Here is an 18580-nt window from a genome sequence, read left to right as displayed (position 1 = left end):
GTTGGGCGCGTCTCTTTGCGTAAGGGTTGTTTTGAGAATTCATAATGTGATCGGAGCAAAGATGGCTCGGTTGAGCTTCTCGGGCGTTTCAGTACGTTTTGGACCCACAGCTGCACTGGACAACGTAAGTCTTGAGTTCTCGGCTGGAGAGGTAGTCGGACTTCTCGGTCACAATGGTGCGGGAAAATCAACGATGTTGAATGTAGCCACCGGCGCACTTGCGGCTACGTCGGGATTTTTAGCGCTAGATGGGGAGACTATTGGGAGGCGTGCTACGCCGGGTGAGATTGCCGACCGCGGGGTAACCGTTATTCACCAAGAGCCAGCGTTGGTCCCAAACCTCAGCATTATCGATAATTTGTTTCTAGCTCGGGCAGACGCGCCGCTTCGAGCTAGCCGTGTCAAACGTGCCAGGGAAGCCCTTTCTGAGCTGGGCGCAGATCATTTACACCTTGAAGCACCAGTATCGACGCTTTCGCTGGGCGAACGACAACTCGTCGACTTGGCACGAGGCCTACTGAGAGGCGATATGCGTGTACTCCTTCTCGATGAGCCGACTGCAGCTCTTGGTCAGGCCGAAACTACGGCGCTACACCAGCTTATTCGCAAACTCGCTGCCAAAGGCACGACCGTTATCTATGTGTCGCATCGCCTACCAGATATCTTGGATGTCTGCGAGCGTGTGGTTGTTCTCCGTGGTGGAGGCGTCGTCATGGACACGCCTGCCATCGGGCTTAGCCTTGCTGATCTCACCCATGCGCTCGCTCCCGAGGTGGAGCGCGAAGAGGAATGGATCCCAAAGCCATCTCACTTGCGACTTCAGGTGCGCGAGCCGGCGGCCGACTTGGAGTTTTACGATGGAGAAATTGTCGGACTCTTTGGAATGGCCGCAGGTGAACAATTCCATTTGCTCGAGCGACTTTTCGGGATTCGTGGAGGACTTGATGCAAACCTCAGCGACAAACGATACCGTATTGCAAAACCCATTGATGCGATCATCCAAGGGGTGCACCTAGTGCCTGCTGATCGCGAAAGCGACGGCCTTATAGGCGGGCTTAGTGCCATCGACAACACATATTTGCCATGGTTCTCAAGAGGTTTTCGTTCGCGAAAAAATATCGCGCAGGCTTATGCGGGAATTCGTTCGACGCTCAATGTTCAAGGCCCAGCTGGCGATGCTCCAGTCATGAGTTTCTCTGGTGGAAATCGGCAAAAACATCTCTTAGCGCGATGGATGTTTCCCGTTGCACCCAAAGTTCTGTTGCTTGCCCAGCCCACGCAGGGCGTGGATGTAGGAGCGAAGCAAGATATCCGACTTGCGCTACGGGAACTAGCCGATACTGGAGTTTGCGTGCTCGTCGCTTCAGCGGAAGCGGATGAAATTACGTCACTTTGCGAACGTAGCTACGTCATAGCCCGCGGAGCCTGCCGTGAAGTGACACGCTCCTCCCGTTATGAAACAGAACTCCTTGAAACCCTTTTGGATATTTCACGCGTAGGAAGCAACCGCAAATGAATCGATTGAAAATATTCCTAGTACAGAACAGCACCTTCGTCGCGTTGCTCGCACTTGTTGCGTTTTTCGCCACAGCGAATCCCCGATTCTTGAGCTTTGGCAACGCTCAAACGATCCTGCTTCAAATTGCGGAGCTTGGCTTAATTGCTCTGCCCCTTGCATTCCTAGTTATGGCGGGCACTCTTGATCTTTCTGTTGGTTCAGTAGCCAGTCTTGCCGCGATCCTGAGTGCTCTTACTATCAACGAGACCGGGAACATAGTTCTTGGTCTCGTCGCAGGGGTCGGTATGGGAATCGTGGCGGGATTGTTAAACGGGATTCTAATCGCTTATCTTAGAATGAACGCTCTTGTTATTACCTTGGGTTTTCTCAGTGTCTGGGGAGGAATGGCTCTTTTCCTGACAAATGGTGCAACAGTTTCCGGGTTACCGGAGGCGTTTACGTCTATTGGTACTATGGCACTCGGGCCGGTGTCGCTCCAAGTGATCATCCTGTTGCTCGTCACGTTCGCCGCTTGGTGCATGCTTAACCGTTGGGCCGTAGGCCGCAATGTACTCGCGATTGGTGGAAATAGCCGAGCAGCGCACCTTATGGGCATCAATGTTCCACGCACCAGGCTATTCCTGTTCGTTCTCACAAGTGTGATGGCGGCGCTCGCGGGGATGCTTCTCACTGCGAAGCTCCACTCTGCTCCGCCTACGGTGGGGTCCGGAATGGAGATCCAGGCACTCACTGTGGTTTTGCTCGGAGGAGTCGCACTTGAGGGTGGGGCAGGACGTATCAGTGGCGTGATTGCTGGACTTCTGTTTGTGGGCGTCCTTAGAAACGGCCTTGTCATTATGGGGGTGTCCCAGTTCCTGCAGACAATCCTTATTGGCGCGACTCTCGTTGCGGCTGTTGTACTAGATGGATCGGTCCAGAGGCTTCTCAAGCAAGCCTGGAATAAGGTTGGAGTTGCAGAAGCAAAGCCTGCAAGGGTCAGTTCGCGGTAGCTATTCTCAGCTGCAACTGGGCTGGTTGGCTGGGGTCTGATGCAGGAATCGGCGAAAACTGCTTTGGCTTGTTCGGAAGGGCGGCCTAGAGGAATATCGGCTTTACCCGCTCGGGAAAGAGCTCGCCGCTGACGAGGTTCCCGTCGGGGTGACATGGCCTCTCGCCTTCCCGCCAACCGTATTGCCGGTGGTTGGCACCCCAGTCACGGCGGTTTCATGTGGTCGTTGCAACACCCTTCATTTGAAGGGACGTACCCGCTTATGCCTCATATCAGCAGAATCCTGCAACAGCATATCGACACGTTCTGGTCGGGTATCGCTCGCGGCCTGTCTACTGAGGACGCGGCTGTCCAGGCTCATTGCAGTCGGGGCTGGGGCGAAGGAATGTTCCGCAATGCTGGAGGAATGACCCCACCCCCACGCCCGGCTCTATCGGGACGATACCTCTCAAAGCTTGAGCGTGAGCAGATCCCGATCGGAATCCCTCAAGGAGACTCGATCCGGCACATCGCAAGGACTTTGGGGCGATCCCCATCAACCGTGCTGCGAGAGCAACGCCGCGACCGGGGCATGCTGCCGATGTATCGCCAACGCCACATCACTCGTCCTCCTGGGTCTGCTGCACGGATAGGTGACAGGTTGTAGTCACGCCGCCAGTGCGACGGTCGTGTTTATGATGGTCTCGAACTCGATGGGCGTCAAACGGCCCAGGCGGGGTTGGCGTCTCCGGCGGTGGTAGGTCCGTTCGATCCAGGTCACGATCGCGATCCGGAGCTGCTCTCGGGTGGTCCATGAACGACGGTCGAGGACGTTCTTCTGGAGCAGGGCGAAGAACGATTCCATGGCCGCGTTGTCACCGCTGGAGCCGACATGACCCATGCTCCCGACCAGGCGATGACGGGTCAGAACGCGCAGGAACTTCCGGCTTCGAAATTGAGATCCTCTATCGCTGTGGACACTGCAGCCGGCAACGTCGCCGCGCATCCGGGCGGCGTTCTCGAGGGCCTGAACGGCCAGTCGGGACTTCATCCGGGAGTCGATCGAGTAGCCGACGATGCGGCCGGAGTACACGTCTTTGATCGCGCAGAGGTAGAGCTTGCCTTCGGCGGTCTTATGCTCCGTGATGTCGGTCAGCCAAAGTTCATTAGACAACTTGGCCGTGAATACATGCCGCGTCCGGCCGTGCTCGTCGACCACGGCGCACAAGTCGTCGTGCGCCGGTGGCCCAGGCTTGCGACCCTTGCCGCGCTTGGGCTTCCCGAACGCGCTGAACCAGCCGTTGGCTGACACGATCCGCCACGCGGTCCAATCCGACATCGTCTCACCCGCATCGCGGGCCTCGTCGGCGAGGAGCCGGTGCCCGAACTCGGGGTCGTCCTTGTGAGCGTTAAAAAGCGCGTTCGCGCGATACGCCTCCACTACCTCGCTATCGGTGATGGGGTCCGCCAGCCACCGGTAGTAGGGCTGGCGAGAGAGCTTGAGCACCCGACACGTCACCGTCACAGGGACCCCTGCAGCGGCGAGCTCAGTCACGAGCGGGTAGAGCCTTTTCCCGGCAGATTTGCCTGAGACAGATACGCCGCCGCACGCCTCAGCACCTCGTTCTCCTGCTCCAGCAGCCGGTTCCGCTTCCGCAGCTCACGGACTTCAGCCGCCTCGGTCCGCGACTGGCCGGGCTTCGCGCCTTCGTCGACGTCGGCGCGACGCATCCACTTCTGCAACGTCATCGGATGGACCCCGAAGTCTCTCGCGATCTGCTCGATCGTCACACCGGGCTCACGGTTCCTCGCGACTCGCACAACATCGTGGCGGAACTCTCGGGGATAAGGCTTAGGCACAATGACATCCTTCCAGCCCACCCTCCCGGGCAAGCCAACTCAGATGTCACCTATCCGTGCAGCAGACCCGTTTCGAGAATCGGTCTCGACGCTCCTGGGACCATCCGTAGTGGATGCCTGGAGGCTCTAGCTTGTCCAGTAGGTATAGGCATCATGCTCTGAATGTTTCCTAGGCTTTAGAAGCGGCATAACTTTGACGTGATGCCAGCTACACCATCCTCCTTCCCGGAGGGTCAGATATAGATACATAGCTTCAGAAAATGTGAGGAGAACCTCGATGGTTTACAAGGTCGTGAACCCGTATACGGGTGAGAACGGAGAGGCGTTACCGGTATTGAGCGAGGCCGAACTCGAGGCTGGCATTGAGTTGGCTCACGAAGCTTTCTCGGCGCTTAACAAATTAAGTATTAAGCAACGTTCTGCCATGCTTCTTCGGGCTGCTGAGCTCCATGAGGAGCGCCGGGATCAGCTCGCTCACATAATTGTTCGCGAAGTGGGCAAGCCCTTGTGGCAGGCCATTGGCGAGATCAGGTTCGTTGGGTCGATCTACCGCTATTACGGTGAGGAAGGTGCGCAGTATCTCGCTGATGAAGTTCTCGAGTCTAAGCGAGGGCGGACGGCGATCGTGCGGTCGACACCCTTGGGCGCCCTGCTCGGCATCATGCCCTGGAATTTCCCGGTCTACCAGATCGCCAGGTTCGCGGCCCCAAATCTGCTCGCGGGGAACACCGTGCTCATCAAACCAGCCTCCCAGTGCCCGGAATCCTCGGCCTTTATCGCCGATATTTTGCGTGATGCTGGATTTCCAGAAGGTGCGTACCAGAATCTCTACGTCGAAAGCGGTCGAATCGATCGTGTGATCGCCGACCCGCGAGTTAGGGGCGTCTCGCTCACGGGATCGGAAACCGCCGGCCGTTCCGTCGGTGAGGTTGCGGGCCGCCACCTGAAGCCGGTGGTGCTCGAACTCGGCGGCTCCGATCCGTTTATCGTTCTGAGTGTCGAGAACATGGATAACGCGGTCGCCGCTGCACTCAACTCACGGTTGCATAACAGCGGCCAGGCCTGCAACGGTGCGAAGCGGTTCATCGTCATTGCCGAGCTGTACGAAGAATTCCGCAGTCGGTTTCTCGCTGCGCTTGAAGCTGCCCCACTGGGCGATCCGCTGGTCGAGGGGGTTCGTGTCGGCCCGATGTCGTCTGCAATCGCGGCTGCCGAGCTGGAACAGCAGGTCGGTCGCGCAATTGAGGAGGGCGCGAAGCTGGTGCTCGGAGATGGCAGGGCCGATGGTGCATTTTTTAAGACAGCCGTGCTCGAAGAAGTGCCCGTCGGGTCGGAGACCTCGCAGGCTGAGTTCTTTGGTCCGGTATCGCAGCTCTATCGTGTTTCCTCTGAGGATGAGGCTATCGAACTGGCTAACGACATCCCCTTCGGTCTGGGCTCGTATCTCTTTACCATCGACCGGGACCAAGCCCTGCGTGTAGCCAACCGCCTCGATACCGGCATGGTCTATGTCAATGAGTCGCTCGCGGATTCCCCTGAGCTCCCGTTTGGTGGGACCAAAGCTTCAGGCTTCGGCCGAGAGCTCGGTCGCTTCGCTATCACTGAGTTCGTGAACAAGAAACTAATCCACTTGCCTAATGAGTCCGACTGGCCTCTGGCGCGGTAGCATGCATACTGCACTCGGAGGGAATTCAATCCAAACACGCCCCTGTTTGTGTACTAACTTTCTACCGATCTAGCAATTTCTACTCAGAATCTAACCTTGGCGTACCTTGCGGTGATAGTGGATGCCGCTCCGGAGGTCTGGACTGTCGCTACGTCTTAGTCTCACTAAAAGCTTGATCGTTGAGGACGAGCCGTGATCGCTTTCAGAGAATATTCGATTTATGACGTTTCCGTGCGCTCCATGGAGGAATGCGATGAAGCACGGACGCCTCTGGCCGCTTGTCAAAGGATCTGAGCATTCTGCCCGTCACCCGCAACCATATATTTGCCATTCTGATTGGGGAGCGGGCTCGCAGGCTTGCTCCCGAACTAGCGATTTTGGGCTCAAGCCACCCAACAATGGGCAGCGGACGCGTTGTGGGGCAGCAGCAAAGGGCTCCCACCGCGCGACAGCTTCACGTTCCTCACCAAGGTACTTCGAGCGGTAGGAACGCATCGAGGGGATCCAGGTGTGTGGTGCGTTTACACCACCGGCGTCAATTTGCGAGATGGTATCACGGTGCGGAGCGCCCTTCATGAGCTCCGGATTCGGCGACCACGGTGCGCAGGGAGGAGACGAACTGGTCGAGTTCCGTTCGCGTAAAGGAGGCGGTTTCAGGATGCTAACGCAACACCGGTGAGTAGCGCTCCGAGTTTCTCACGAGGCGTCGCCCAATCTAGAGTCTTCCGCGGGCGATCGTTCAGCAGATCCTGCATCTGAGCGATCTCTTCACCAGCCACCTGGTTGAAGTTCGTGCCATTGGGATAGAAGTTTCGGATCAGGCCGTTGAGGTTCTCGTTCGATCCTCGCTGCCAGGGCGAGTGCGGATCGCAGAAATACATCTCGCATTCCGTCGCGATCGTGAAGCGGCGGTGCTGCGCCATCTGTTGCCCTTGATCCCAGGTGATCGTTTTCGTGAACTCGGAGGGCAATGAATGGATCATGCGCTGCATCAACTCGCTCACCGTCATCGACGCTCGTATTCCGGGAAGCCTCCCGACCAGCGCGAATCTGGTCCGCCACTTCACCAGGGTCACCAGGCCGGAGTTTTCAGGCCCGACCGCGAGATCCCCTTTCCAAGGCTCTGGGACTGCTCGGTCTTCTACCTCGGCGGGACGATTCGATAACCGTGCCCCTTCGAGCCAGGGCCGGTTCGAACGACGCGGAAGTTTTGACTGTGGAACCCGGCCAGTACGCCCAGACCGGAGTGCTTTCTCAACGGGGAGCTCGTGCCGGAGCGCGTCTTTGCCCTGCACGTAGAGTAAAGCGCCCTGGATTCGGTGGAGGCTCCATAGTTATGGAACGAGAATGGGACCATGCCCCGACACAAGCACAAGGGACGCCGCTACTCGACTGAGGAGAAAGCTGCAGCCATCCGGATGGTGCGCACCTTCCGCGCCGAGTTCGGCACCAGCCAAGGTACGACCATGCGCGTGGCTGAGCAGCTCGGTTACGGGATCGAATCGGTACGTGCCTGGGTTCGCCAGGCCGATATCGATGACGGGGTGAAAGTCGGAGTCACCACCGACGAGCAGGCGCGGATGCGCGAGCTTGAGCAAGAGAACCGTGAGCTCAAGCGTGCGAATGAAATTTTGAAGCGGGCCGCGTCTTTCTTCGGGGCGGAGCTCGACCGCCAACACAAGATGTAGTTCGATTCATCAACCAGAACAAGGACGACATCGTCGCCCGTCGACGTCTCGGCGTTGAGCGCATCTGCAAGGTATCGTAGGTGGCCCCGTCCACGTATTACGCGAACGGTAGGCCGGAATCAGCGCGACAGCTCCGGGATGCGGAGACCGCGCCGCGACTACTTGACCTCTGGGAATCGACTACTCCTTCTACGGGGTACGGAAACTCTGGAAAGCTGCCCAGCGGGCAGGTGTCGAGTTCGGCCGCGACCAGGTTGCCCGGCTCATGAAGGCCCTAGATATTGAGGAGGTGTGCTGAGAGAAGCGGTTCAAGGCCATGAAGCCTGACCCGAAGATGCCCAGGCACCCTGACCTTGTGATCCGTGTATTCAGTGCTGCTGCACCGAACCCAGTTGTGGGTGACTGATTTGACGTTCGTGCCGACCTGGCTGGGCGTTGCCTAAGTCTGTTTCATTGTCGACGCGTGTAGTCGCATGATCGTCGGTTGGCGCTGCGCAGCGAACATGAAGACTGAGACGGTGATCGATGCGATCGAGATGGCCCGGTGGTCGCGGGGAAAGCATCTCCCGGAGCTGTGTTGTCACAGCGATGCGGGCAGTCATTCACGTCAATTCGGTACAGGAACGCCTCGCGGAGATCGGGGTGACACCCTCGATGGGGACCGTGGGCGACAGCTACGATAACGCTCTCGCCGAGACGATGAACGGCTACTACAAGGCTGAGCTCGTCCGTGGGCCCGCGAAATCAGGGCCGTGGAAACATCACTGCCATTGGTGACTGCTTCGCGCAACAGCAGCCCACTCCCAGCGTTCCAGGGGTGTCGCCTCTCATTCTGATGGTGAAGCACATTGAGGGCTGTTATTTTTACCCCGCACGCCATCTCGCTCACGACGCGCTGCCGCGGGCGCAAGCCACATCGATGCAAAGCTGATCACTCCCATAAGCGCGAGGTACGCGGCGACCGGCCACCACGCCCCATCGAAGAGCGTGTATAGGCCGGTTGCGATGAAAGGTGAGAGTCCGCCCGCGAAGACGGCGGCGACCTGGTAGCCGATCGACACTGCGCTAGTGCGGATCTCGGCTGGGAACAGCGCGCCCATAATGACGGGCTCGAGCGCGAACATGATGCACGCGATGCCGACGGTGAGCGACATCGCCGTCGCGATGACGGCGAAGTTACCGGTGTTGAAGAGTAGGAAGTAGGGGAACGCGACGAGCACCGACGCCGCCGCGGCCCACAGGAAGAGCTTTCGGTGCCCGAGCTTCTCCGACCAGCGCCCGAACGCGGGAATCAGCAAGAACTCGATGAAGGCGCAGATCAGTACAGCATTGAGAATGAGCGAGCGGTCGAGTCCGAGCGCCTCGACACCATAGGTGATCGAGAACACCGTGACGACGTAGAAGCTGGAGTTTTCGGAGAAGCGAGTGCCCGCTGCCGCGAGAATGGAGCGCCAGTGTCCGCGCACCGCGACGGCGAGTGGCATCTTCTGCACGCGCCCCGCCGACGCGACGTCCTGGAACTCGGGCGACTCCTCGATGGAAACGCGGATGAAGAGGCCCACGAGCACGAGCAGGAAGCTCGCGAGGAAGGGGAGGCGCCAGCCCCAGGCGAGGAACTGATCCTCAGGCAGCTGTGCGAGCAGCGCGAATGCGCCGGTGGAAAGGATTGTGCCGGTCGGCACACCCATCTGCGGGATCGAGCCGAAGAAGCCCTTCCGTCCCTCGGGCGCGTGCTCGACGCTCATCATGACCGCGGCACCCCACTCGCCGCCGACACCGATGCCTTGCACGAGGCGGAGCACGACGAGCAGTATCGGCGCCCACACGCCGATCTGATCGAACGTCGGGAGGAGACCGATCGCGGCGGTCGCGATCCCCATGATGAGCAGCGTGGTGACGAGCACCTTCTTCCGGCCGATGCGGTCGGCAAGGTTGCCAAAGATCGCTCCACCGAGCGGGCGAGCGGCGAAGCCGACGCCGAAGGATCCGAATGCAAGGAGCGTACCGATGATCGGATCCTCTGAGGGGAAGAACAGAGCGCCGAACACGAGCGCTGACGCTGTGCCGTAGAGGAAGAAGTCGTACCACTCAATGCTCGTGCCTATGAAGCTGGCGAGCGCGACCTTACCGGGCGAACCGCGGTGTCCGGTCTGGGTGGAGTGAGAGAGTTGCTGCGTCATGGTGTCCTATCTGATGGTGAGTTGCGGTTGCTTCGTGCTGCGCAGTTGCCGGGCAGATCGTCCGGCATTATAATGGCGGCGCGAGCTGCAGGCCGCCGGCGACGTGCAGCACCTCGCCCGTGATGAATGCGCCTCCCGGGCCGGCGAAGAACGCGACGGCCCTCGCGACGTCCTCGGGGGTCGCCACCCGACGCAGGGGCGAAGCGGCGGCGTAGCGGCGGAAGTTCTCGGCCCGCGACTCGCCCATCACCATGTCGTCGACGAGCGGGGTGTCGACCGGCCCCGGGGCGACCACATTGCACGTACCGCCGCTCGGGCCGAGGGCGTGAACGAAGGATCGCGCGAGGCCGACCACCCCAGCTTTCGAGGCGGTGTACGCGGGATTGCCTCCAGCGAGCCAGGTGCGAGAGCCGACCATCACAATCCGTGCCGCGGGGGCGGCACGGAGGTGCGGCAACGCGGCGACGCTCATGAGGTAGGCGCCCCGGAGGTTCACTGAGATCGCACGATCGAAGTCGACGAGTTCCGTGCTGCCGACGCCCCCGGGCGGCGAGTAGCCCGCGTTGTTCACGAGCACGTCGAGTCGCCCGTGGCGAGCTACGACGGCGTCGACGCACGCGGAGATCGAGCTCTCGTCACCGAGATCGAGGGCAACGAAGGAGGCCCCCTCGATTGTCGCGGCGACGCGCTCGGCGGCTTCGAGGTCGCGATCCGCGATGATGACAGTGCAGCCGTTCTCTGCGAGCTCCCTGCTGATCGCCGCACCGAACGCTCCAGCGCCTCCGGTGACGACGACGACTCCACCTGTATTCACGGGTGTACATCCTCTCTATTGCTGGTTCGGAATTCGATGGCCATCCATAACTCCAGGAAGTTCTCGGGAAGCGTGAGGTCACGCCCGGTGAGCTGGGTGATTCGCAACAGTCGCGAGCGTACGGTGTGCCGGTGTACCCCGAGGGCCTCGGCGGTGGCGGCGTGATTGCCGAGCGCCGTAACGTACGCTCGTACCGTAGTGAAGAGCTCGGTACCCTGGCTCGCGTCCGACGCATCGATCGCGCTGAGTACGGTGTCGGCGAACTGATGGCGCACCTCCGCGGTGCCGAGCATCATGAGCGCTCGGTATCCCCCGGTGTCGATGCGCTCGAGCACGGGCACATCGCGCGAAGCCGCGACAGAGCGCACGAACCGAGCCTGCGCCACGCTCTCCTGCACGTCCTCGAGCGCTCGCCGCTCGCTGAGTCCCGCTGGGCCGAGTCCTGCCGCGACCACGAGAGGCGTGAGCGCGTCGATCACGCGCGGTTCAGTGCCGAGGAGCAGGAAGAGCCGTTCGCTACCGCTACCCGCCACCACGACCTCCTCGCACAGCCCGAGAGCCTCGACGACGAAGCCCTCAAGCGCCGTCTGATCCTGCGGCTCAGACGCACATAATACGTGCGAGTGAACGATGTTGACGTCTGCTTTGGTAAAGTACTCGACCGTCTCGGGCAGCGTTGTGATGTCGTCGAGCAGCCGCTCGAGCAGCTGCGTCTCGCGCATTCGGCGGTGCTCCTGTGAGGCGTATCGGCGCTCGAGCAGGATGCCGAGGAGCGACGCGACGAGACCAAGGGTCGCGCGGCCGTGCATTGTGATGGCGCCGGGCGAGACGACCGTCAGGATCCCGGAGAGTCGGCCGGCGGTACCGAGTGGCAGGACCACGAGCGTGTCGTGCACGCCACCCTCCGAGATGGACCAGCGCAGTCCGTCTCGGAGCCGACTCTTCAGCTGATCCCGAATCGGTTCGATGCGCGCCTCAGCGCCGCTGTCGCTCCGCGCGATAGTGCGCAGCCGGTCGTCGAGTACGACTACCTGGTACCGAAGCACCTGCGCGAGTACATCGATGATGCGCTGCGCGCCGTCAGGGCTCGATGCAGCCTCACTCAGTTGGCGTTGCAGTGAAAGTGAGCGCATGAGGTCCTGGTTCTGGGCCTGGTGCAGCGCGTTCGATACCTCCTGCACGACGTGCTGCATCAGCGTGTCGTGCGGCACGTGTACCAGCGCCACCTCGTGCTGGCGGGCCGCCGCGACGAGCTCCTCGGGAACTGTGCGGTGGGGGAGGCTCGGCCCAGTGCTGAACCCGATTGCCGCGACACCCGCGTCCCGGAGGCGTCGGCAGTATGCGTCCCATTCCTCGGGCTTGTCGACGAGCGAGATGCCGGTCGTCAGCAGCAGTTCCTTGCCGAGCAGCCACGGCGAGGGATCGACGAGCTCGGTGACATGGGCCCAACGGATCTCCGACGAGGGGCCACGCGGAATGTGGACCGGGGTCAGGCCGAGCTTTAAGATGTGGAACACATCGTGCAGGCGGATCATCGTCGACTCCGGGAGCTCTGGGCTAGGGACTGCCATCCATGTTCGCGGTCGCGCACACTCCACGGCATATACAACGAGTACGAATCTGAATTCTTCACCGGACCAAATGTATAGGTCTCCCGCCCACGTGCGTCTTTAGCCTCGAATCCGATCGCGCGCGCGAAAAGACGCGCGCGATCCCGAGCGGGTGGGACGGAGAGGGAATGCCGATGGTCTATCAGGTGATGAATCCCGCGACGGGCGAGCATGGCGATCCGTGGCCCTCGCTGATGCTGTGAGCTCAGCCGCGAGCTGAGTCGTTACGCAGCGCCCCTATCCAAGCAAGTCGTGAAGGACCGAAACCCGGTACTGGCGCGTCGGTGAGTTCACCAAATGCAAGCGAGGAGGGGCACAGAGAAACTCACTCCTCCAGACGAAGAAACCTCCACCGGTCTTCTGTCCGAGTTTCCCCGCCTCTACCATGTCGCGCAGGATCTGCGGTGGAGTGAAGCGCGGGCCGAACTCCCGCTCCATGTGCTCGGCGATGGCGAGGCGTACGTCGAGTCCCACCATATCGGTCGTGTGCAGCGGGCCGACGGCGTGCTGGTGCCGGAGGTTCATACCGAAATCGATGTCCTCGGGGGTCGCGACGTTCTCTTCGGCCATCCGCATCGCCTCGAGCCCGATGGCGAGGCCGAGTCGCGTGGTGGCGAATCCGGCGGTGTCGGTCACCGAGATAGGGGTGCCCCCAGTTCCTCGGTCCACCGCTGCGCAGCGGCCACGGTCTCGTCGGAAACGCCGCCGTGCAAGATCAGCTCGGTGAGCACCGTGTCGGGCACGGGCTGGAAGAAGTGCATCCCGAGAAACCGCTCCGGCTGCTCCAGCGCGTCGGCGAGAGAAACGGCGCTGAGTGAGCTGGTGTTTGAAGCGAGGATCCCGCTCGCGCTCAAGCGCTCCGCGGCGGCCAGCACTCGGGTCTTGAGCTCGGGGATCTCGGGTACCGCCTCGACGATGAGGTCCGATTCCGGCGCCACTTCGATGCTACCGACGACTCGCAGGCGCTTTACGGCGTCGCCTCCGGTGCGTGCGCGCACGTCTGCTGCGATGCCACCGATGAGCTTAGAGGCGCGACCCGCGTTTGTCTCGACCACGGTGAACTCGCGAGTGGTGCTCATGGTGGTCCTTTCAGGGGTGCGAGGAGCTCGACGGCTGTGCGCCGAGCACGCGCGGCTCGGCGGCGTTGCGAGGGTGGGCGTTCTAGCGCCCAGCGATACCGGACGGGTCGAAGAGCAGCGCGCCGCCGACAGCCGTGGCCGCGATTGGGATGCTGGGGAGCGTCTCGGGCGCTGCGGTGAGCGGATCTCCGTCGAGTAGTACGAAGTCGGCGTGGAAACCGGCGCTCAGTCGCCCGAGGCGGTCTTCGCGGTGCACGGCGAACGCTGATTCGCGAGTGTACCCGACGAGGGCGGTATGCACGTCGACGCACTCGTCGGGGCTGAAGGAGCGCCCGCTCGAGGTGCGGCGCATGACCATGTCGCGGATCGCGGTGAGCGGGTTGCCCGAGACCACTGGGCGGTCGCTACCGCAGGCGAGCCGCACGCCGGCGTCCATAATCGACCGGTGCCGGTACGTCCACGCCTCGCGGTCACCGACCCCGGCTAGCACGGCGTCGCCGAGCGAGCTCACGAACTGGGGCTGGGTCGACGCGATGACGCCGAGCTCCGCCATGCGGGGCAGCTGATCGTCGCGCACGATCGAGGCGTGCTCGATGCGATGACGCTTCGTGTTGGTGGGTGCGGCCTCCCGGGCCCGCGCGATCATGCCAAGGGCAACGTCGACCGCGTGGTCGCCGATCGCGTGCACCGCGAGTTGCCACCCAGCGCGCGCCGCCGAGGTGGCGAGGTGCTGGAGCTCCTCCTCACCGAACTGCATGACGCCGGTGCTGTCGTGGTCGCAGAACGGGGTGGTCAGCGCCGCGGTGCGACTGCCGATCGCGCCGTCCGTGAACATCTTGAGGGCACCGATGCTGAGCTTGTCGTCGCCGAGCCCGGTGCGGAGCCCGAGGTCGATGCCGAGGTCGATGAGGTCATCGGGGGAGGCCGTCACCTCTTTGAGATTCTCCATCGACACCATGAGCTGAGCGCGCACGCCGAGGCGCCCGTCCTCGGCGGCGAGCTGGTACGGCGCGAGCTCTATGGGGCTCGAGCCGACGACGGGGGAGTTGCCGATGCCGGCCTCGACAACGGATGTGATGCCTTCGGCCAGGAAGTGGTCGCTCGCGCGGCCGATGGCGGCGGCGAGGGCATCAATCGAGTGCGGGCGGGTGAGGTCCCGGAACGGTCCCATCGCCTGCTCGCCCACGAGCCCGGTCGCTTCGCCGCCCTCGTCGCGCTCGATGAAGCCGCCCGAGGGCACCGGCCAGTCGGCCGAGAGCGCGCCGACACGCTCGAACACCGGGGTGCTCGCCACGAGCAGGTGCGTCGTGTTGTGATTGACGATGATGGAACGCCCGGGCGCCACCGTGTCGAGCGCCTGGCGCGTGGGGTGACCGCCGAGGCGGTGCTGATTGTAGGAATCGGCTACGACCCACTCGCCCTCCGGCAGCTGTTCGTGCCGCTCGCGGATCGCCGCGTAGAGCTCATCGAGGGAGCTCAGCCCGGAAGCGTCGATGTTGATGAGGCTGCGGCCGAAGGTCGACATGTGGTTGTGGGAGTCGTGAAACCCCGGCATGAGCGTCATGCCGCGCGCATCGATGGTACGCGCGAAGCGCAGGCCGTCCAGCTCCTCATCAAGGCCGATGATGAGCCCCTTCCAGATGCCGATCCGCTCGGCGCGCGGACGCCGCGGATCCATCGTCACGATGCGGGCGCCGATTATGAGGAGGTCCAAGATCACGTCTCCATGTTAGATTCGGGGAACCGCGAGGGTCGGTGTCGGTCGCCCGCGATTTGGGTGGTGGTGGGTTTAGCGATGCGCAGCCGGGGCGTTGCGTCGAGGCTCTGGCAGACCTTCGAAGGGCTCCCAGCGCGGCACCTCGGCTGTAGCCTCGCCCAGGTACTTCGAGCGGTAGGAGCGCATGGACGGGATCCACGTCTCGGGAGTGTTCACGGCACTGTCATCGATGCGAGAGACGGCGACGCGGTGCGGAGCGCTCTGCACGAGCTCGGGATCCGTCGCCGCCTCGGCGGCCACGGCCTTGAGTGACGCGATGAACTGGTCGAGCTCGGAGCGCGAGTACGATTCGGTCGTCTCGAACGTTGCGGGCTCGGGCACCACGTACGGGTGGTGGCTCGTCCAGTAGTGGAAGCCGAAGTCGGCCATCCGCACCGCGAGCTCGGCGGAGCGCACGCCCGTGCGATCGGTGAGCTTCTTCAGGCTGAAGCGCACCTGCTCGAGGCGGTGCCCGTTCGGCGCGAGCGGAGCCTCGATACCCTCGATCTGCAGCAGCTCGTGCAGCAGGTAGTTGTTGTTGAGAACCGCGCCCTGGGTCACCTGCGCGAGGCCCTCGTCTCCGAGCGCGAGAATCCAGGCATACGCTCGAACGATCTGCCCGGTGACACCGTAGAACGGGCGCACCTTGCCGATTGAGAGCGGCCGATCGTGATCGAGCGCGTAGACGCCGTCCCGCTTCACGACGACAGGCGCGGGCAGGAACGGCTCGAGTTTCTCCGAGACCAGGCACGCACCCGAGGCCGGGCCGCCCGAGAAGTGCGGTGCGCCGAACGTCTTGTGCAGGTTGAATTGGCACGCGTCGAACCCAGCGTCGGCCGCCCGGGTAATCCCGAGCAGCGCGTTCGCGTTCGCCTGATCGTAGACCGCGAGGCCGCCGAACTCGTGCACGAGGTCAACGAACTCCTTGATGTGAGGGTTGTAGACGCCGATGTCCTCGGGGTTCGTGATCATGAGGGCCGCGACGTTCTCGGTGAGTACCTCGCGCAGCGACTCGATCGACGGATACCCGTCCTCGGTCGACTCGATGGTGACGACCTCGTACCCCGCGGAGCGCGCTGTCGCGGCGTTCGAGGGGTGCGAGAAGCTCGTCGTGATGACGACGTCGCGGTGCTCCTCATTGCGCGAACGGTGGTACGCCTGCACCATGCGGATGTTGGTATAGATCGCCGCCGAACCGCTGCCGGGCTGCAGACTGCAGGCGGAGAGACCCGAGATCTTGCAGAGGAACTCCTCCATCTCGACGAAGATCTGAAGCATGCCCTGCACGGTGCTCTCGGGCTGCAGCGGGTGGAGCTGCGCGACCTCGTCGGAGAGCGCGAGGTCGTCGTTGATCATCGGGTTGTACTTGATCGTGCACGTGCCCTGGCCGATGTCGACATTCAGGTGCGACCCGAGTGTCTCCTGCGACAGGCGGAGCATGTGGCGGAGCACCTGCGCCTGGCCCACCTCGGGCAGGCGCGCGAGGTCGGGCCGAGTGGACGGGATCCCCGCCCGTGCGCGGCTCCCGCTCTCGCGCATGTCGGGATCGGATCCAGGCGGCAGCACGCCCCGTTCGCCGGGAGCGCCGAGCTCGGTGATCAGCGGTTCATTCCACTTGGCGCCGTGGTATTGAAACGGTTGCGTGGCTCGCGTCGGGAAGGAGATCATGCCGCCACCTCCTGGGCGAGTGCGTCGATGTAGGTGTCAATGTCGTCGCGTGTGTGCACCTCGGTGACCGCGACGAGCAACTCGCTGTCGTTGAGCGCGACACCTCCGAAGACGCCGTGCTCAACGAGACGTTCGAGGAGGGCATCCGCGGTCGGCGCGGTATCCGGCAGCACGACGACGAACTCGCGGAAGTGCGGACGATCCGCGTCGCGCACCTGGGCTCCGGCCCGTGCCGCGATGGCCTCCATCGCGTAGCTCGTGCGATCGAGGATCGCGTCACCGAGCTCGCGCATGCCGTGCGGCCCGTGCAGCGAGAGGAAGACGCTGGCCACGATCGCCGAGAGCGAGGACGCCGTGCCGATCCACTCGACGCCGTTTTCGCGAGCCGCGAGCGAGGTGCGCTCGTATGCGAGGTCGGTGAAACCGAGTTCGCCCTCGACCCGGGTCGGCGCCGCACCGAAGAGGCGTGTCGGCAGCTCGTAGACGAACCGGGGATCGTCGTGCACCGCGAGGAAGCCCGCGTGTGCGCCGCCGAAGTGCATGCCGTTGCCGAGCGACTGCAGGTCGCCGCAGACGATGTCGGCGCCGAGTGAGGCGGGGGCTGCGAGCAATCCGAGCGCGATTGGGTCGACAGAGACCACGAAGATCGCCCCGACGGCGTGGGCCGCGTCGGCGATAGCTCGGATGTCGGCATCGATGAGCCCCTCGGCGTCGGGGATCTCGAGGAACACCGCGGCGGTCGCCTCGTCGAGGGAGGCGCGGACCGCCGCGATGTCCGCGGTGGAGTGCTCGATCCGGTCGATCGTTGGGGCGACATACTCCGCGATGCGGGATCGCTTGTCGTCAAGGAGAGACCCGACTGCCACGGCTCGTCGGTGTCCGGTGATCCTTCCGGCCATGCGCAGTGCCGTGCCGGCGGCCTGGTAGCCGTCATACGTCGGTATGCTCACGACGTCCATCTCGAGCAGTTCGGCCATCACGCACTGGTACTCGAAGAGCGCCTGGTGCTTGCCGTGATCCTCGTAGGGTTCACCCGCGTAGGCGCTCACGAACTCCGCGCGGCCCGCAACCTCGACGCAGACCGACGGCACGTCGTGCTGATAGACGCCGGCGCCGCAGAAGTTGAGCGCGCGCGTGGCCGGAGTGTTGCGAGAGAGTCGACGTCGGACGTAGCGTGCGAGATCGGCCTCGCTGCGGAGTGCGGGCGGCAGGCCGAACGGCTCGAGCTGGCGCAGCGCTGAAGGCACGTCCACGAAGAGCGACTCGAGGCTCTCCGCTCCGATGTGCCGCAGCATCTCCTCGGTAGCGTCACCCGCGGTGTGTGGGAGGTAGGGGTGCGTGCGGGCGTCGCGAGCGCAGACGGTCGCCTGGGGCGCCTTCTCGGACTCTGGTGTTCGCTGCAACGGGCTTCTCCTTCGAAAGACCTTGAGGGCGGGCTCTCCCGATCAACCGATCGTGATGCTCACCACTGTAGAAATCCGCGGCCGGTAATGGGCGCGACACTGTGTACAGTCGATCTGATGGGAGTGTCCAAGATGTCGACTATGTATACGTTGCACAGCCCACTCCAGCAGTGGTTCGTCTCGCACCGTCCACATCATGGGGTCCTTGCGTTACTGGAAGAGGCCGAAGAGTCGACGCGGAATCTCGCCCGTTTTGCTTGGAATCGGGTATCGCCTTCTTTCCTCTCGGGTATCGAGCGGAACAGTCGAGATGATGTTGCCTCTCCCACCCGCGGTAGGCGCAGCATTACTCGCTTAGCGGAACGACGGT

At 62.7% G+C, this 18580-nt stretch carries 13 protein-coding genes and 2 pseudogenes; 5 read left to right on the top strand and 10 right to left on the bottom strand.

Annotation, left to right across the window (positions count from 1 at the left end; all coding sequences use genetic code 11):
* Positions 1-46: 46 nt before the first annotated feature.
* The 3 genes from JSQ98_RS09660 (at position 47) to JSQ98_RS15525 (ending at position 3153) form a co-directional block, all read left to right on the top strand.
* On the top strand, positions 47-1516 hold the full coding sequence (locus tag JSQ98_RS09660) for an ATP-binding cassette domain-containing protein (protein WP_346728768.1): 1470 nt from the start codon (positions 47-49) through the stop codon (positions 1514-1516).
* A complete protein-coding gene (locus JSQ98_RS09655; protein ID WP_211649478.1) occupies positions 1513-2508 on the top strand; it encodes an ABC transporter permease in 996 nt (331 codons plus the stop codon). The genes JSQ98_RS09660 and JSQ98_RS09655 overlap by 4 nt, the downstream gene beginning before the upstream one ends.
* Positions 2509-2661: 153 nt before the next feature.
* The gene (locus JSQ98_RS15525) at positions 2662-3153 is read left to right on the top strand and encodes a helix-turn-helix domain-containing protein (RefSeq protein ID WP_430413599.1); all 492 of its coding nucleotides are present in this window, start codon (positions 2662-2664) and stop codon (positions 3151-3153) included.
* On the opposite strand, the gene JSQ98_RS09645 is transcribed toward JSQ98_RS15525, so the two are convergent.
* Positions 3154-4346, bottom strand: a protein-coding gene (locus JSQ98_RS09645; protein ID WP_211650497.1) for an IS3 family transposase whose coding sequence is annotated in 2 segments (ribosomal slippage) — positions 3154-4059 and positions 4062-4346 — 1191 coding nt in all. Because the reading frame shifts where the segments join, the coding sequence is not laid out codon by codon here. It abuts the gene before it with no gap.
* Between the two features lie 277 nt (positions 4347-4623).
* On the opposite strand from JSQ98_RS09645, the gene JSQ98_RS09640 reads away from it, so the two are divergent.
* Positions 4624-6012 carry an NAD-dependent succinate-semialdehyde dehydrogenase gene (locus JSQ98_RS09640; protein WP_211649476.1) on the top strand — a complete coding sequence of 463 codons (1389 nt, stop codon included), beginning with the start codon at positions 4624-4626 and terminating at the stop codon, positions 6010-6012.
* A gap of 653 nt (positions 6013-6665) precedes the next feature.
* Here the strand turns inward: JSQ98_RS09640 and JSQ98_RS09635 are convergent.
* A pseudogene (locus JSQ98_RS09635) lies at positions 6666-7313 on the bottom strand (IS30 family transposase); the annotation flags it as partial.
* A gap of 54 nt (positions 7314-7367) precedes the next feature.
* Here JSQ98_RS09635 and JSQ98_RS09630 point away from each other — a divergent pair.
* Positions 7368-8459: pseudogene (locus JSQ98_RS09630) on the top strand (IS3 family transposase); the annotation flags it as partial.
* A gap of 68 nt (positions 8460-8527) precedes the next feature.
* On the opposite strand, the gene JSQ98_RS09625 reads toward JSQ98_RS09630, so the two are convergent.
* The 8 genes from JSQ98_RS09625 to gcvPA all read right to left on the bottom strand — a co-directional run bounded on the left by JSQ98_RS09625 (position 8528) and on the right by gcvPA (position 18210).
* Positions 8528-9880 carry an MFS transporter gene (locus JSQ98_RS09625; RefSeq protein WP_211649474.1) on the bottom strand — a complete coding sequence of 451 codons (1353 nt, stop codon included), beginning with the start codon at positions 9878-9880 and terminating at the stop codon, positions 8528-8530.
* 67 nt (positions 9881-9947) lie between these two features.
* A complete protein-coding gene (locus JSQ98_RS09620; RefSeq protein ID WP_211649472.1) occupies positions 9948-10694 on the bottom strand; it encodes an SDR family NAD(P)-dependent oxidoreductase in 747 nt (248 codons plus the stop codon).
* Positions 10691-12229, bottom strand: a complete 1539-nt coding sequence (locus JSQ98_RS09615; RefSeq protein ID WP_211649470.1) for a PucR family transcriptional regulator — start codon at positions 12227-12229, stop codon at positions 10691-10693. The genes JSQ98_RS09620 and JSQ98_RS09615 overlap by 4 nt, the downstream gene beginning before the upstream one ends.
* 312 nt (positions 12230-12541) lie before the next feature.
* Positions 12542-12940 carry a 3-hydroxyacyl-CoA dehydrogenase family protein gene (locus tag JSQ98_RS09610; protein ID WP_211649469.1) on the bottom strand — a complete coding sequence of 133 codons (399 nt, stop codon included), beginning with the start codon at positions 12938-12940 and terminating at the stop codon, positions 12542-12544.
* Positions 12937-13383: a 3-hydroxyacyl-CoA dehydrogenase NAD-binding domain-containing protein gene (locus JSQ98_RS09605; protein WP_211649468.1), complete on the bottom strand. Its 447-nt coding sequence runs from the start codon at positions 13381-13383 to the stop codon at positions 12937-12939. The genes JSQ98_RS09610 and JSQ98_RS09605 overlap by 4 nt, the downstream gene beginning before the upstream one ends.
* 82 nt (positions 13384-13465) lie before the next feature.
* On the bottom strand, positions 13466-15097 hold the full coding sequence (locus tag JSQ98_RS09600) for an amidohydrolase (protein WP_211649467.1): 1632 nt from the start codon (positions 15095-15097) through the stop codon (positions 13466-13468).
* A gap of 75 nt (positions 15098-15172) precedes the next feature.
* Entirely contained in the window at positions 15173-16807 is a 1635-nt protein-coding gene (gcvPB, locus tag JSQ98_RS09595; RefSeq protein ID WP_211649466.1) for an aminomethyl-transferring glycine dehydrogenase subunit GcvPB, read from the bottom strand.
* Positions 16804-18210, bottom strand: a complete 1407-nt coding sequence (gcvPA, locus tag JSQ98_RS09590; protein WP_249290800.1) for an aminomethyl-transferring glycine dehydrogenase subunit GcvPA — start codon at positions 18208-18210, stop codon at positions 16804-16806. The genes gcvPB and gcvPA overlap by 4 nt, the downstream gene beginning before the upstream one ends.
* Positions 18211-18580 lie beyond the last annotated feature (370 nt).

The sequence above is a fragment of the Leucobacter manosquensis genome, assembly GCF_018304845.1.
Lineage (GTDB): Bacteria > Actinomycetota > Actinomycetes > Actinomycetales > Microbacteriaceae > Leucobacter > Leucobacter alluvii.
Note: the sequence above shows the minus strand (reverse complement) of the source record. Positions and strands in the feature narration are given on the sequence as shown.

Coding starts and splice junctions, on each gene's coding strand:
- JSQ98_RS15525 (WP_430413599.1), top strand. CDS start 2,662: ATGGCCTCTCGCCTTCCCGCCAACCGTATTGCCGGTGGTTGGCACCCC.
- JSQ98_RS09625 (WP_211649474.1), bottom strand. CDS start 9,880: ATGACGCAGCAACTCTCTCACTCCACCCAGACCGGACACCGCGGTTCG.
- JSQ98_RS09615 (WP_211649470.1), bottom strand. CDS start 12,229: ATGATCCGCCTGCACGATGTGTTCCACATCTTAAAGCTCGGCCTGACC.
- JSQ98_RS09640 (WP_211649476.1), top strand. CDS start 4,624: ATGGTTTACAAGGTCGTGAACCCGTATACGGGTGAGAACGGAGAGGCG.
- JSQ98_RS09655 (WP_211649478.1), top strand. CDS start 1,513: ATGAATCGATTGAAAATATTCCTAGTACAGAACAGCACCTTCGTCGCG.
- gcvPB (WP_211649466.1), bottom strand. CDS start 16,807: ATGATCTCCTTCCCGACGCGAGCCACGCAACCGTTTCAATACCACGGC.
- JSQ98_RS09605 (WP_211649468.1), bottom strand. CDS start 13,383: ATGAGCACCACTCGCGAGTTCACCGTGGTCGAGACAAACGCGGGTCGC.